Origin of the sequence: Streptomyces sp. NPDC092296, assembly GCF_044755465.1 — a bacterium.
Classification (GTDB): Bacteria; Actinomycetota; Actinomycetes; order Streptomycetales; family Streptomycetaceae; genus Peterkaempfera.
In genome coordinates, this window is record NZ_JBIVRB010000002.1 from 104,520 (window position 1) to 119,088 (window position 14,569).

Annotated in this window: 5 protein-coding genes; all 5 read right to left on the reverse strand. The window is 77.0% G+C overall.

Annotated features, from left to right (window positions below):
* Window positions 1-7: 7 nt before the first annotated feature.
* Window positions 8-2,299 (reverse strand): glycosyl hydrolase family 18 protein, encoded by a 2,292-nt coding sequence (locus tag ACIQGZ_RS08235; protein ID WP_402600090.1) that lies wholly within the window; start codon window positions 2,297-2,299, stop codon window positions 8-10.
* Window positions 2,300-2,667: 368 nt separating this feature from the next.
* On the reverse strand, window positions 2,668-4,572 hold the full coding sequence (locus ACIQGZ_RS08240; protein WP_402600091.1) for a hypothetical protein: 1,905 nt from the start codon (window positions 4,570-4,572) through the stop codon (window positions 2,668-2,670).
* Window positions 4,569-8,417, reverse strand: coding sequence for a DUF5682 family protein (locus ACIQGZ_RS08245; protein ID WP_402600092.1), 3,849 nt, complete (start codon window positions 8,415-8,417; stop codon window positions 4,569-4,571). The genes ACIQGZ_RS08240 and ACIQGZ_RS08245 overlap by 4 nt, the downstream gene beginning before the upstream one ends.
* Entirely contained in the window at window positions 8,414-9,637 is a 1,224-nt protein-coding gene (locus ACIQGZ_RS08250) for an AAA family ATPase (protein ID WP_402600093.1), read from the reverse strand. The genes ACIQGZ_RS08245 and ACIQGZ_RS08250 overlap by 4 nt, the downstream gene beginning before the upstream one ends.
* Window positions 9,638-9,713: 76 nt before the next feature.
* Entirely contained in the window at window positions 9,714-14,528 is a 4,815-nt protein-coding gene (locus tag ACIQGZ_RS08255) for a DNA-binding protein (RefSeq protein WP_402600721.1), read from the reverse strand.
* Window positions 14,529-14,569 lie beyond the last annotated feature (41 nt).

A 14,569-nucleotide genomic window follows, 5' to 3' on the forward strand; every position in this document is an offset into this window, starting at 1 on the left:
CGGGGCGCTACTTCAGCCCGCTGTCCAGGGCGCCGAGCAGGGTGCCCTGCGGGGTGTCGCCGGACATCTCCCAGATCATCACGCCGAGCAGGTTCTCGGACTTCACATAGTCCGTCTTCTTGCCGATGGACCAGGTGTCGTCGAAGCTCCACCACTGGTTGCCGGTGTAGCCGTAGGTGGCCACCGACTGGGTGTCGTGGTAGACGGTCATGGTCGGGTACGAGGCGATGAGGTTGGCGTAGCCACGGGTGCCGGCCTCCTCCGCGAACTGGCCGGGTGCGGCGCCGCCCGCCGGCTGCCACTCACCGTGCGCGCCGCCGTCGGTGACGTTCTGCCAGCCCCGGCCGTAGAACGGGATGCCCACGGTCAGCTTGCGGGGGCTGACCCCGGCGTCCAGATAGGCGTTGACGGCCGACTCGACGCTGAAGTGGAAGCCGTACGGGTCCTTGTCGTCGGCGTACAGGTTGGCCTGGTTGCCGGTCAGATCGGGCTCCCAGGAGTTGTCACTGCCCGAGCCGTGGAAGTCGTACCCCTGCACATTGGCCACGTCGAGCGAGTCGAAGACCTGGCCGAGGTCCCAGCCGTCGCTGATCTTCTGCGGGTCGGCGGGGGTGAAGGCGGTCAGCAGCCGGTGGTCGCCGCCCAGCGCGTCCAACTGCTTGCGGAACTCCGCGAGCAGCAGGGTGAGGTTGCCCCGGTCGGCGGTGGACCAGTGGTTGCCGGGGTGCCCGGAGTCGGAGCCGGGCCACTCCCAGTCGATGTCGAAGCCGTCGAAGATCCCGGCGGCGGTGCCGGGGCCGCCGGCACCGGCGTAGCTGGGCAGATTGCCCTTGATGTACATGTCGATGCAGGAGGCGACGAACTTCTGCCGGGACGCGGCGGTGGCGGCCACGTCGGAGAAGTACTTGGAGTACGTCCAGCCGCCGAGCGAGACCAGGATCTTCAGGTTCGGGTGGAGCTTCTTGAGCTTCTTCAGCTGGTTGAAGTTGCCGCGCAGCGGCGCGTACCCGTCGTCCCCGACCCCGTCCACGGACTGGGCGGCGCTGAACGGGCGGGCGTAGTCGGCGTCGGCGTCGCCGGCCCCGGTGCCCTGGTTGGGGTCCTCCGGGTCGGCGGTGGTGGCCCGGGTGACGCCGTTCATACAGGTCAGATTGGTCGGGTCGATGTTCTCGAAGGCGTAGTTGACGATGTCGAGCTTGGCGGCGGCGCCGGAGTCCTGGAGGTTCTTCACGAAGTACTGCCGGCCGTAGATACCCCACTGGACGAAGTAGCCCACCTCGGCGTGCCTGCCGCCGCCGATCACGTCGTCAGTGCTCACCGTCAGCGCGTTGCTGGCGGGCGAGGCGTTGTCGGCCGGGTCGCGGGCCTTCACGGTGAAGGTGTAGGGGGTGGACGGCGACAGGCTGCCCACGGTGGCGCTGGTGGTGGAGCCGGAGACGGTCGCCGCCAGGGTGCCGCCCCGGTAGACGTCGTATGCGGCGACGCGCTGGTTGTCGGTGGCGGCGCTCCAGGCGAGGGTGACGCTGGTGGAGCCGACGGCGGTGCTGTGCAGTGAGCCCGGCGCGGTCGGCGGGACGGTGTCGTCGGCCGGGTCCACGGTGGCGGTGGTCACCGGGGCGCTGGGCGCGGAGGTGTTGCCCCGGGTGTCCCTGGCCCGCACGGTGAAGGAGTAGGAGTGGGCCGGGGTCAGCCCGGTGACCACGGCGGTGGTGCCGGTGGTCGTGGCGACCTGGGCGCCGTCGGCCAGTACGTCGTACGAGGCGACCGGGAAGTCGCCGCCGACCGCCGCCGTCCAGGACAGGGTGGCGCTGTGCGCGGTGGCGTCCACGGCCTTCAGCCCGGTGGGCGCGGCCGGCGGCGCGTCGGCGGAGCCGTCGCACTTGTCGCCGTTGACCCGGCAGCCGATCGGCGCGGCGACCGGGCCGTTGGCCACGAACCAGAAGCTGAACGGCTCGGTGGTGCCGTGGGCCGCGACCGTGCCGTTGTAGTAGGCGTTGGTGGCCGTGACGTGGCTGCCCTGGGTGGAGGCGGTGCCGTTGTAGGAGGACTGGATGGTGACTCCGGCAGGCAGGTCGAAGTCGAGCGTCCAGCCGGTGACGGCGGCGTCGCCGTCGTTGTGGACGACATAGGTGCCCTGCCACCAGGAGCCGTTGTCGGCCGTGGTGAAGGTGGCGGTCAGCTTGCCGGTGGCCGCATGTGCGGCGGGGGCGGCCAGCACGGTGAGCAGGGCGAGCAGCAGGCTGAGGGCCGCCAGGAAAGCGGTGGCCGCTCTCCTGCCGGGGCTGAGGTGCTCGGACATGGTTCTCCCTGGGGGCGGGGACCGGACGGACCGGTCCGGTGAGGGGAGCGGTGGCCGTCGGGTGCCATGGAGCATGGTGGAACGTAATTGGAGTGGACCAATTCGTCAAGAGGTCCAGACCACTTGCCTCGGGGAGGGCGGCGCTTTCCGGCCGACGCGGCGGTGGCCGCGCCGGCCGGGGCGGTTGTCGGTGGGGGCTCAGGACGGGATTCGTGTGGGTGGCGGGTGGCGGGTGGCGGGTGGCGGGTGGCGGGTGGCGGGGTGCTGGGGCGCTGGGGTGCTGGGGTGCTGGGTGGTCGGCGGTGATGCGTCGGTTGCGGCGTACGGGGTGGCAGGTGGGGTGGCGGGTGGGGGTTGGTCGGCCGGGGTCATGACGGAGGGTCGGCCGTCCAGGAGGCGTGGACCAGGGCGCGTTCGGTGGCGGTGAGATGGACGGCGGCGGCGAGCCAGCTGCGGGCGTACCGGTCGGGGTCGGGGTCGGAGAGGCGGCCGAAGACATCGCGGCCCCGGCGGTCGGCCTCGGCGGTGAGGGCGCCCGCGAGTTCGGCCGCCACCGGGAGGCCCGCGCGGCGCAGCGCGGCGGACTGACCGCCGGCGGCGGCGCTGCGACCGGCCTCGGCGGCGGCCCGGCGGCCTCCCGTGACGGCCAGCTCGACCAGGCTGCGTACCCGCCAGAGTGGGGAGTCGGCCAGTGGGTCCGGGCCCGGCGCGGTCAGTGCCGCCGGGGGCGGCGGGCAGTCCTCGGCGGGCGGGAGGTGCCTGCCCTGGAGCCGGTCGTAGCCGAGGTCCGCCCGCTCCAGCCACTCGTCCGGCAGGCGCAGCGTCGCCGTCTCGCCCGGGACCGGCCCCACGGCCAGCGGGCGCAGGGTGGCGGCGCGGTCCGGGTCGGCGTGGCCGACCACCCGGATGCGCAGGCCCGGCCGGGAGGCGAACAGGCGCAGATTGCCGAGATGGGCCAGGTCCGGGTGGTGGGAGGCGGCCGAGAGCCGGACCACCGGGCCGATGCTCCTGGCAGCCGCAGGCCCGGCCGGCGAGCCGAGCTGACGGGTGAGCAACTGCTCTCCGGCGGTACCGACGACCAGCAGATCGCAGCCGATCAGCTGCCGCGCGGTCGGCTCGGCGTGCTCGGCGGCCCCGGCTGCGGCATGGGCGGCGACCGGCGGTCGGGCGAACAGGCCCGCCAGCGGCCCGGCCGACCACGGCAGCCCCGGCACCGGATGGGCCCGCACCGAGCGGCCTGCCCCCAACCGGCCGTCCGGCGAGACGGTGGCCCCGGAGACCAGCAGGCCACCCCGGGCGAGCCCGGCGTGGTCCAGTGCGGTCGACAGGGCCACCGGCGCGGTTGCGGCGCCGACGGCACGCCCCGGACCGCCCGGCTTCACATCCGCGAGGGACAGCTGCCGGCCGTCCTCCGCGATCAGATGGGTGACCACTCCGGCGTAGCCGGTGGCGCTGATCACCGGTTCGCGGCAGACACCGAACACCCGCAGACCGCCGTCGGGCCGGTAGTCGCGGCGGGCGGTGCCGATCAGCGACGGGTCGGGGTCGGCGGCGGCCAACCGGGCGCTGGTGAGCAGCAGTTCGCTCAGGTCGGTGACCAGGTCGGCGGTGCGATGGCCGTCCTGGCGGGTCCGGGCCGCCCGCAGGCCGCGCACCGTGCGCAGCGCGGCGGCCTCGGCGCGCAGCAGGCCCGCCAGCCGGGCGCTGTGGGCGGCGCGCAGCAGGTCCGCCTGGAGCACCGCGCCTGCGGTGGCCGTACCGGCGGCGAGCACGGCGGCTGCGGCCGACCAGAGCGCCGCGGCTGCTGCCACCTGGGCGGGGGAGGGCGGCGGTGGGGTGGGCGGTGCGGGGTCGGCTGGTGCGGGGTCGGTCGGCGCCTGGGCCGGGGCGGGAGTGTCGTGGTGTGGAGCGTCGCTGTCTGGGGTGTCGGTGCCCGGGGTGTCGCTGTCCGGGCTCGGGCCGGATTCGGCGGTGGTGACCGGGCAGGCGCCGAGGACGGCCGCGCGGTGCAGGCACCGGGGGGCCAGCAGGCAACTGCACTGCGCCGCGCCGGAGTCGGTGACCGTACCGGAGGGGCTCGGGCGCAGCGTGACCACCGCGTCCTCGCCGCAGACGACGGTGACGACCTCGCCGTCCACGGTGACGGGGGCGGCGGAGATCCGTTCGATCGCCGCGTCCAGCTTCTTGCGCAGCCGGGGGGTGAGCAGTTCCACCGCGTCGGCTGCGACCAGCGGGGTGACGGACGGGAGCGGGGTGGCCGGGGATGTGGTCAACGGGGTTCTCCGCGGAGGCGGTCGCCCACCCAGCGGGCGAGGGCGAGCGGGCTGAGGGCGGCCACGGGCATGCCGGCCGCGACGAGTTGTTGCGCGACGGGCACCGAGTAGCGGGGAGCACCGGCGTCGTCCAGCGCGGCGCAGCCCAGCAGGTGCACCCCCGAGCCGGCCAGTGCGCGGACCTCGGTGAGCAGCCCGCCCAGCGGGTAGCCCTCTTCGAAGTCGCTGACCACCACGACCAGGGTGCGGCTGGGCACGGTCACCAGGGAACGGGCGTGGGCCAGACCGGCGGCGATATGGGTGCCGCCGCCGACCCTTACTTCGAGCAGCAGCGAGAGCGGGTCCGCCACCTGCTCGGTCAGGTCGATCACCTGGGTGGAGAAGGCAAGGAAGTGGGTGGAGAGCGTCGGCACGCCGCCCAGCACGGCGGCGGTGAGCGCGGACCAGACCACGGACGCCTCCATCGAACCGGACACATCGACCACCAGCATCAGCCGCCAGTCGGCCTGCTGCCGCGACCGGGCGCCGAACACCGGCCGCTCGGGGACGACCACCGTCCGGCCGTCGTCCAGTCGGCGGGCGTGCTGGAGGTTGGCCCGCAGGGTGCGGGGCAGGTCCAGTCGGCCGCCGGGTCGGCGGGTCGGCCGGGGAGTGGCCAGACCGGTCAGCGCCGGGCGCAGCCGGGTGGCCAGCTCCTTGGCCAGCTCGTCGACCAGTCGGCGCACCAGTGGCCGCAGCCGGGCGAGTTGCTGCTCCGGCAGGCCACCGGCCAGCGACAGTACCGAGGTCAGCAGCTCCACCGAGGGGCGTACCGAGTCGGGGTCGAGCGCGGCCAGCACATCGGTCCGCCCGCTGTCGGCGGCCCTGGCCAGCACTTCTTCGCGGACCTCGGCGCCGAAGAGGGCGTCGAGTTCGTCGGCCCATTCCCGGGCGGTGGGGAAGGACGCGTCCTGGCCGCCCCCGGCCCCATCGCCGGCCCCGGGACCGAGGTCGGCCGCGCCCTCGCCCCGGCCCGCCCCGTACAACTCGTCCAGGGCATGCGCATAGCGGCGGGCGCCGGACGGCAGCCGGTCGGCCTGGCGGCCGAGCAGCAGCCGCCACCGGTCGGCGGCCGCGAGCCGCTGCGGGACGGCCCGGTCGGCGGATGGATCGGGCTGCGGGGCGGGGGGCGACCCGGGGGATGGGTCGGTGGTGGGCAGGTCGGCGGCGCTGGGGTCGGTGGTGGGCGGGTCGGGGAGTGGGCTGGTTGGCGGAGTTGGGACGGTGGGGTCGGAAAGTGGGCGGGTCGGGGCGGTGGGTGGCTGGGTGGCTTGGGGGTCGGCGGCGGTCAGGTCGATGGTGGGCAGGTCGGGGTTCGGGCTGGTCGGCGGGGTGGGGGCGGTGGGGTCGGTCGGCGGGTCCGGGCTGGTCGGCGGGGTCGGGGCGGTGGCTTGCGGGTCGGCGGCGGTCGGGTTGGTCGGCGGGGTCGGGGCCGTGGGTGGGGGGAGGTGCGGGGCGAGGCCGAGGGCGGTGAGGGTGGCCAGGCCGGCGGCGTCCGCTGCGGCCCACAGGGCGAGCAGTTCCGGGGGCGCCGCCAGTGCCAGGTCCGGCCGGTCGCCCAGCCGCTCGGTGACGGTCCGTAGCAACCGGTCGCGTCCGGCGGGCGCCAGGGCGTCGAAGCCGCCGCGCAGCGCGGGCAAGCGGTCCAGGAAGCCCTGGTCGGTGAGGCCGTCGATCCGGTCCAGCAGCGGGCCGAACGCGGCCGGGGCCGACTGGAGCAGCGGGCCGGCGGCGGTGAGCAGCCCGCTGAGCCGCCCGGTCAGCCGCCTGCGCTCCTCGGGGGTGGTGGCGCCGTCGACCCAGCCCGCCGTACGGGTGCCCAGCGTGCCCGCATCGTCCAGGTCGAGCAGCACCCGGGCGGCCGCCGCCGCGCCCTGCACGAGCGGCGCACCGGTACGGGCGAGCGTCGCCAGGGCGTCGTCCAGCCGAAGCCCCAACCGGTGCTCACCGGCCCGGACCGCGAGGGCCACCAGCGCGGTGGCGTCCTCGGTACGGTCGCTGCCGGCCAGCCCGGGGAGCGACCGTACGGCCGCCTCCAGCAGCAGGCCGGCCAGTTCGGCGGCCTGCTGCCGCAGCTCCGGCGTGGTACCGGCCAGGTGCCGTCGGCGCAGTGCCTCCAGCAGGTCCAGGCCGTCGAGGAGTTCGGCGAGCGTGGCGGCGGACGGCAGTGCGTCCGCCGCCAGGGCCAGCCGGTCCGCGACCAGCTCCGGCAGGTCGCAGTGGGCAGCGGCGCGCAGGCCGGCCAGCAGTTGGGCGCAGGTCGGGCCGCCCTCGGCGGACTCCCGGCGGAAGGTCTCGCGCAGCGTGCCGGCCGCCGCCTGGGCGGCGGTGACCCCGCGCACCCCGGCCAGGTCGAGCAGCGCGGGGACGGCCGGGGTCCAGTGCAGCTGCCACCGGGTGCCGAGCGCCGTGCCGTCCCCCGTACCGGCCACCTCCACCGGCTTGCCGTAGCCGACGCCGCAGACCAGCAGGCGGCGCAGCAGGATCTCGCGGCGGCCGTCCAGCTCGGAGCGGAGCGGGTCCAGCCGCAGGTCGCGGGCGTCCGGCTCGTCGGGGCGGGGCAGCCGCAGGGCGGCGAGGTCGGCTTCGACGGCCGGACCGAGGCCCGACCTGGGTGTGCCCGGCGCCGTCCGGCCCCGGGCGGTGCCGACCAGGACCGTGTCCAGTGCGCGGGCCAGCGCCCGGCCCCGGCCGAGGGGTTCGCCCTGGCCCAGCACCGTGGTCACCGCCTCCAGCAGCTCGCCGCGCCCGGGTGCGGGCAAGCCCCGCAGCCGGGCCAGGTCGTCGGCCAGCCGAAGCGTCTCGGCGGCCTCCCCGGTACCAGCCGGATGACCGGCCGCCCGCAGCTCCCGGCACAGGTCGGTGATGGCCCGCGCGGCGGCGTCCCGTACGCGGTCGGGGTCGCCGCCCGCCGTCAGGACCGCCTGCTGCCAGCGCGGGTCGCGGATGCCGGCGGGATACCCGGAACGGGAGTCGAGCAGGTCGAAGGCGTACGGCACGAGTGATGTGGTCACCGGCGCCACCGGGGCCGCATCCGAGGGGTCGTCAACCCCGCTGCCCACGTGGGCGGTTCCAGGGATCAGCGCCGGGGCGTGGAAGGCACCGACCACGGCGGCCACTCGCCGGCCCCCGGTGGCGGCCGCGGCGAGGACCCGGCGCATGTGCGCCTCACGGGCCAGGTCGACGGCCGAGACGCCGCCCCGGCGCTCCGCGTCGCCGCGCAGCGCCCAGCCGACGCCCAGCGCGGCCCGGCGCACCGCCTCGGGCGGGCAGCCCGGGGCCAGCACCTCGACGGCCCGGTCCCACATGTCGTCGCCGTCCCGGCCGGTGCCCGCTGCGGCCAGTGCGTCGGCGTAGGCCGTCCCGGTGGGGGTGCTCGCGGCGCCTGCTCCGTCGGACGCGGACCACCCCGGGTCGGAGAGCGGCAGGTCGCAGCAGAGCACTTCGACGCCCTGCTCCCGGGCCCAGCGGACGGCGGCCAGCTCCGGGGAGAAGTCCGCGAACGGGTAGAAGCCGAGGCGGCCGTCCTGGCCCGTCCCGGCCAGGGCCACCGGGGCGACGGTGCCGGGGTCGGCCAGGTGCGGCAGCCAGTGCTGGAAGTCGGCGGGCAGCTCCACGCAGACCACCTCGGCGCCCGCCGCCGCCAGCAGGGCCGGGACGGCGGCGGCCAGCGCGGGGCTGTGGTGGCGCACCCCGAGCAGGTACGGCCGCGCCGACCCGGCCAGCGCGGCGACGGCGGCCCGGGGGTCGGCGGGCGGGGCGTCGGCGGGCGGGGGTTGGGCAACGGTCAGGTCGATCCCGGTCACCGCAGGGTCCCCCGCAGCTCCCAGAGCCGCCGCCACATCGCGGAGCCGTCCTCGGCCCGGCGCCGCACCGGCCCGTCCCAGTAGCCGAGCAGCCGCCCGTGGTCGGCGGGGTCGTCCTTGCGGACCACGCCCAGCAGATGACCGGGCACCAGGTCCAGGACGTCACCGGACGGCAGGTAGGCGGCGGCGACCCCCAGCGAGGCGGCGACCTGCACGGCCTCGGCGGTGGACAGCACCGTGCCGGGCCGCTCCACGTCCCAGCCCTCGGCGGACCGGCCGGAGCGCAGGTCGCGGAAGACGGTCACCAGGGCGTCGAGCACCGCGTCGTCCACGCCGAAGGCCGCCCCGGCCCGCTGCACGGCGGCGACCGCCTGGCGGCGTACCAGCTCGGTCTCCGCCGCCGCGTCCGCGATCGGCAGCACCGTCTCGAAGTTGAACCGCCGTTTGAGCGCCGCCGACATCTCCGAGACACCCCGGTCCCGCAGGTTGGCGGTGGCGATCACGGTGAAGCCGGGCGCGGCTGCGGCCAGGCCGTCCGCGCTGCCCGCCAGCTCCGGCACGCTGATCCGCCGGTCGGAGAGGATCGACACCAGGGCATCCTGCACCTCGGGCAGGCAGCGGGTGATCTCCTCGATCCGGGCGACCCGCCCGGTACGCATCGCGGTGAGCACCGGGGAGTCGACCAGGGCCTGCCGGCTGGGGCCCTGGGCGAGCAGCAGGGCGTAGTTCCAGCCGTAGCGGAAGGCGTCCTCGGTGGTGCCGGCGGTGCCCTGCACGGTGAGCGCGCTGGTACCGCAGACGGCGGCGGCCAGCAGCTCGGACAGCATCGACTTGGCGGTGCCGGGCTCACCGACCAGCAGCAGGCCGCGCTCCCCGGCGAGGGTGACCACGCACCGCTCCACCAAGGCCCGCTCGCCCACGAACTTGGGCGCTATCGCCAGCCGGGCCGGCGGACCGGCACCGTCCGGCCCGGGGGTGCGCCGCGCCCTGGGTAGCTCCAGCGTCTCGCCGCCGCTGCCGCAGACGAAGGTGACCACGGCCCGCGGGGTCAGCGCCCAGCCGGGCGGCCGGGGGCCGTCGTCATGGGCGGCGAGGAAGGCCAGCTCGACGGCGTGGCGCTCCTCGGCGGGCAGCACCTGCCGGGCCGCCGGGGCGGCGGCCGGGGCGGCGGCCGGGGAGTCGGCCGGGGAGTCGGCCGGGGAGTCGGTCAGGGGGGTCATCGGGTGTTCCTCGTACCTTTCGGAGTTCTCGAACGGGGTCGGGTGGCCCGGCCCGGCGGACCGGACCACCCCGGAGTCAGCGGCGCCGGCCGCGCCTGACCCGCAACGCCTCGAAGCGCGGCCCGGCACCGTCCCGGACCCGCTGCCAGGCCCGCCGGTACAGGTCCGCCACCGGCTCCAGCGGCACCGTCGCCCCCGGCGCGGCCGAATCGTCGGCCGCCTCGAACAGCGGCAGCTTCCACTGCTCCAGCGATGTCTGCGGCGCCCGCCGGTCCACCCAGCCGCCCGGCAGGAAGAGTGACCGCCCGGACCGGCTGCGGCTGGCCTCCACCAGCAGGCCGCACCCGGCCAGCTCGGTACGGGCCGCCTTCAGCCGCCGGGGCTGCCAACCCGTCCAGCGCGCGGTGTTGCGGTCGGTGGGGTCCGGCATCGCCAGCAGCATCAGATAGAGCGCGGCGGCGTCCGCGCCGAGACCGTGCTCCGCCGCCGCCTCCGCGACCAGGTCCGGCACCGAGCGGGTCGGGTCCTGCGGCCACCAGGTGCCGTCGGCGTCCCGCCCCCCGGCGGCCGGGTCGCCCGGGTCGGCCAGCAGCGCGGCGAACCGCTCGCAGCGCGCCGTACGCAGCGCCGCCTCGACCCGGAACGGCTGCTGCTCCTGGCCGCGCAGCGCGGCCAGGTACGGGTCCTCGCCGGCCGCGTCCAGCAGAGCGGTACGCAGACCGGGGGCCGGCCGGTTGTCGTAGGTGGACAGGATGACCGCGCCATACCGCTCCCAGCCAGCACCGATCTCGGTCGGCGCACCGGCCGCCTTGCGGAACTCGGGCAGGTCGACATAGCGGCCCAGGTCCAGCAGCAGTTCGGGGGAGGCCAGCCGGTCGCGGACCAGGGCCAGCACCGTGGGCAGCTCGGCCCGCAGCCGGTCCCCGGCGGGCAGCCGGTGGGCCAGCCAGCCGGCCAGCGCGACGACGTCGGTCAGCAGCCCCGCGTCGAGGCCGGGGGCGTCCGCCTCCACCGGGGCCACCCGGTCGCGGTGCACGGCCCAGCGCCGGTCCTGGGTGAGCAGCGGGGACGAGGCGGGCTCGACCAGCGCCGGGAGCAACTGCCCCGGCCGCGCGGACGGCGGCGCCGCGCGGCGCGCCTCGGTCAGCAGCCACTCGGGCACCGCCGCCCGCCGCCCGACCTCGGCGAGCCACACCTCGGCGGCGGCGGCCACGTCCGGCCCGTCCGTCCACAGCCGGGCCGGGTCCTCGGGCAGCAGCGCCGCGACCACCGCCCGGCGGACGCCCGGAGCGATCCGCACCAGCTCGTCCCGCGCGGCGGCGGCGTCGGTCGCCTTCACCCCCAGGGCGGTGCGCACCTCGGGGGAGAGGAAGTGCCGCCGGGAGTCGTCCACCTGGGGCAGTCCGGCGACCACCAACCGGGCCGTGGTCAGCGAGACACCGGTCAGCCGGGCGAACTCCTCGGCCGCCGCCGGGCGCCAGGGCGCCGGACCGCGCACATCCGCCTCGGCCAGGACGGCCGCGACCCGGCGGCCCTGGGAGGCGTCGCCCACCGCCGCCGAGGACAGCACGGTGTAGGCGGGCGGCACGGCGAAGCGCTCCGCCGGGTCGTGCAGCAGGGCGGTGAAGCGCAGCCCGGGATCGCGGTCGGACCGGACGTCCACCACCGCCAGCAGCGCCCCGCCGTCCAGCGGCAGCAGCGCCCGCCGGGGGGAGGGGCGGCCGCCGCGCGCCGCGAGCACGCTGTCGTCCAGGTGCAGGGTGAGCCGCCGCCACGGGACCGGGCCGGACGCCGGAAGCAGCCGGAGCGCGGCCGACTCGTCCAGCAGCTCCCGCAGCGCGTCGCGGTGCTGCTGCGGAGTGGTCGGCGCGACATACCGGAAGACCGCCGCGCAGGGGTCGTCCAGCAGCGGCCACCAGTCCAGCCCGGCGGTGGGCAGCGCGGTGCCGTCCATGTGCAGCTCGGCCGCGCCGGTACGCGGGCCGGCCGGCTCCTGGCGCAGGGCCTGGCCGATCAGCCGCAGCTGCCGGAAGACCGTGTGGCCGGGCGTGCCCCACCAGTAGCGGCCGCCGCCGGTCAGGCCGCTCAGCGAGGCGTCGAGCAGCGGGTCCGCCGGGCCTTCCGGCAGCTGCTGGTCCAGGCCGGACACGCCCCTGGCGAGCCGGGTGGCCACCAGGTCCAGCCTGGCTCGCTGCTCCAGGGCGAAGCGCGTCGCACCGGCGACCCCGGCCACCAGCGCCTCCCGGGTGAGCTGCGGCAGCGCCGTACGGATCCGTGCGGGCAGCTCGTCCGCCGCGCCCTCGGCGGCCTTGAGCAGCGCGGCTCCGGTCTCCCGGTCGGCCCGCCGCAGCGCCGCAGAGCCCTCCGGGTCGCGGGGGCGCAGGCAGTGCCAGTAGTCCAGTGGCGGCAGCATCGCGCTGCCCGCCGAGAACGGCCCCGGGGGCCGGCCGGGTTCGGCGGTCGCGGTGGCCACCCCTTCGGGGTCCAGCAGGCTGACCCCGCGCCAGTGGGTGAGCACACCGCGCGGCCGGTCGTCGCCGGGGAGCGTCAGGGCCAGCGCCGGGAAGCCCTGGTCATAGGCCGCGCTGACGCTACGCCCGGCCAGGTCCTCCCCGCGCCGCAGCCCGTCGGGCAGCTCTACCACCCGCCAGCCGACCAGGCCGCCCACCGGCCCGCCGGTCGGGCCCACCGCCCCGCCCGGTGCGGGCCGCACCCAGCTGTGCGCCGCGTCCAGCGAGCTGCCGACCGGGGCGGAGCGGAGCGCGTCGGCCAGGAAGCCGGGCATGCCGGGCCTGCCGTGCTGCCCGCTCACCGGGTCGTACTCGCGCCAGCCGGGCGCCGGCTCCAGCGAGTCGTCCCAGACCCAGTACGAGGTGCCGTCGCCGATCACCGGCCGCCGCTGCGGAATGGCGGTGTCCCCGGAGTGCAGCACCCCGTGGCCGGTGGTCCGCCCGCCGCCGGGCAGCGGCAGCGACACGGTGGACCGCCTCAGCCGCCAGTGGTCGCCGTCCGTGGTCATCGGCAGCACCCGGCCCGCCGCGCGGTGCCAGTAGCCACGCAGCGACGCCTCCGGCTGCCGGGAGTACCAGTGGACCAGCAGCTCGCCGTCGACCAGGTGGAAGCCGGGGCCGCTCCAGACGTCCCCGCTGGGTATCCGCAGGTCATGGCTGAGCACGGTGCCGTCGGCGTCCAGCACCCGGGCCTGCGTCGGCCCGGCGACGACCAGCTGCGGCCAGGCGTCCGCGACGGCCAGGTCACCGAGGCGGTCCGGCTTGACCAGGGCGGCGACCGCCTCGTCCCAGGCGGGCCAGCCCAGCTCGTCGAAGAGGCCGCCGCGCAGCGTACGCGCCAGCTCGGCGGCGAGGTCGGTCCCCGCCGCTGCGGCCACCTCCTCGGCGGCCAGGGCCAGCACCTCGCCCGGCAGCCAGGTCAGCCGGTCCAGCGCCTGGGGCAGCTGCGGCAGGCCGACCCCCAGCGCCCGGCGGGCCACCCCGGCCGTCCACTCCGCCAGCAGCGGCCGGCCGCCGGGGGAGGCGGCCAGCAGCCGGGCGGCCCGGACGCCGGTCGGGGTGTCGCGGAACCGGTCGGCGCCCCGGCGGAAGGCGGCCCGGAACCGCTCGTCGGCCGCCACCGCCCGCAGCTCGCGCTGCCCCTCGCCCTGTGCCCACCGCTCCAGCCCCAGCCAGGCGGACTCCGCCGGGTCGGCCACCGGCAGGCCCAGTGACAGCAGCACGTCCAGCAGGTCCAGATCGCTGCCGGGCTCCAGAACGGCGCCGCTCGCGGCCAGCTCGGCACCGAGCAGCCCGGCGGCCCGCTCCACCAGCGCGTACAGCGACGGCAGCCGCGTCGGGTAGCCGCCCCGGGCGCCGCGCGCGTCCACAAAGCGCTGTAGCCAGCCGGCCGTGCCGTCGGCGGGCCGCTCGGCGGCGGGCAGTGCCGCGTCGAGCAGCCCCGCGACGGCGCCGCACTCCGCCAGCACCTCCAGCCACAGCCCCGGCAGTTCGGCGTCGGAGCCGCGCGGCACCATGCCGAGCAGCGCCCCGCGCACCGAGGCGTCGCGCCGGGCCAGCGCCACCAGCGCCGGCCGGTGCCCCTGCCACCAGCGCAGCGGCGCCCGCAGCACGGACGGCAGGGTCAGCAGCTCCGCCAGGTACTCCTGCTCGGCCGTGTCCGCGTCCGCCCCGGTCGCGGCGGCCAGCCGCCGCAGCTCGGTCGCCATCTGCGCGGACGGCGGCAGCCCACCGGCGCAGCGCCGCACGCACAGCAGCCGGAACCGGCGGAACGCCTCCTCGGCCGGCACCCGCGCGGCCAGCTCCTTGGCGTACCCGGAGAGCACCTTCACCGGTAGTGCGCCCGCGAGCGCGAACTCCAGGAAGACCGCGTCCAGCCGCTCCTCGTCCACCGGCAGGCCGTGTTCCGCCTCCGCCTGCCGTGCCCGGGTGAACAGCTGCGCCGCGTAGGTGGCGTTCTCCACGGCGAGGAAGAGCCGCCCGGCCTGCTCGTAGAAGGTCGGCAGGAAGTGCGGCACGGCCGCGCCCAGCCGCTCCGCGAGCTGCCGGCAGGCGTCCAGCGCGGCCTTCGGCCGGGACTTCGCCAGCCGGGCGGCCCGCTCCAGCTCCGGCACCACGGCCAGCGCGTGGTGGCCGTCCGCCGGGTGGTGCACCAGCACCCACTCGGGGAACCCCAGGCCCTGCCGCAGGCCCAGCCCGACCACGGCCGGTTCGGCGGCCGGCTCCAGCCCCAGGAACCCGGTGGCCAGATCCTCGGCGGCACCCAGCTCCTCGGCGACCAGCCGCACCACCGTCCGGCCGTCCAGGCAGGGGTGCCGGTAGCTGCGGGCGGTCAGCGGGACCGCTTGCTCGCCCGCGCCCTCGGTCCCCGGCGGCAGCACCGCCCCGGCGGCCAGCAGCTCCCGGGCCTCGGCCCCCGTCG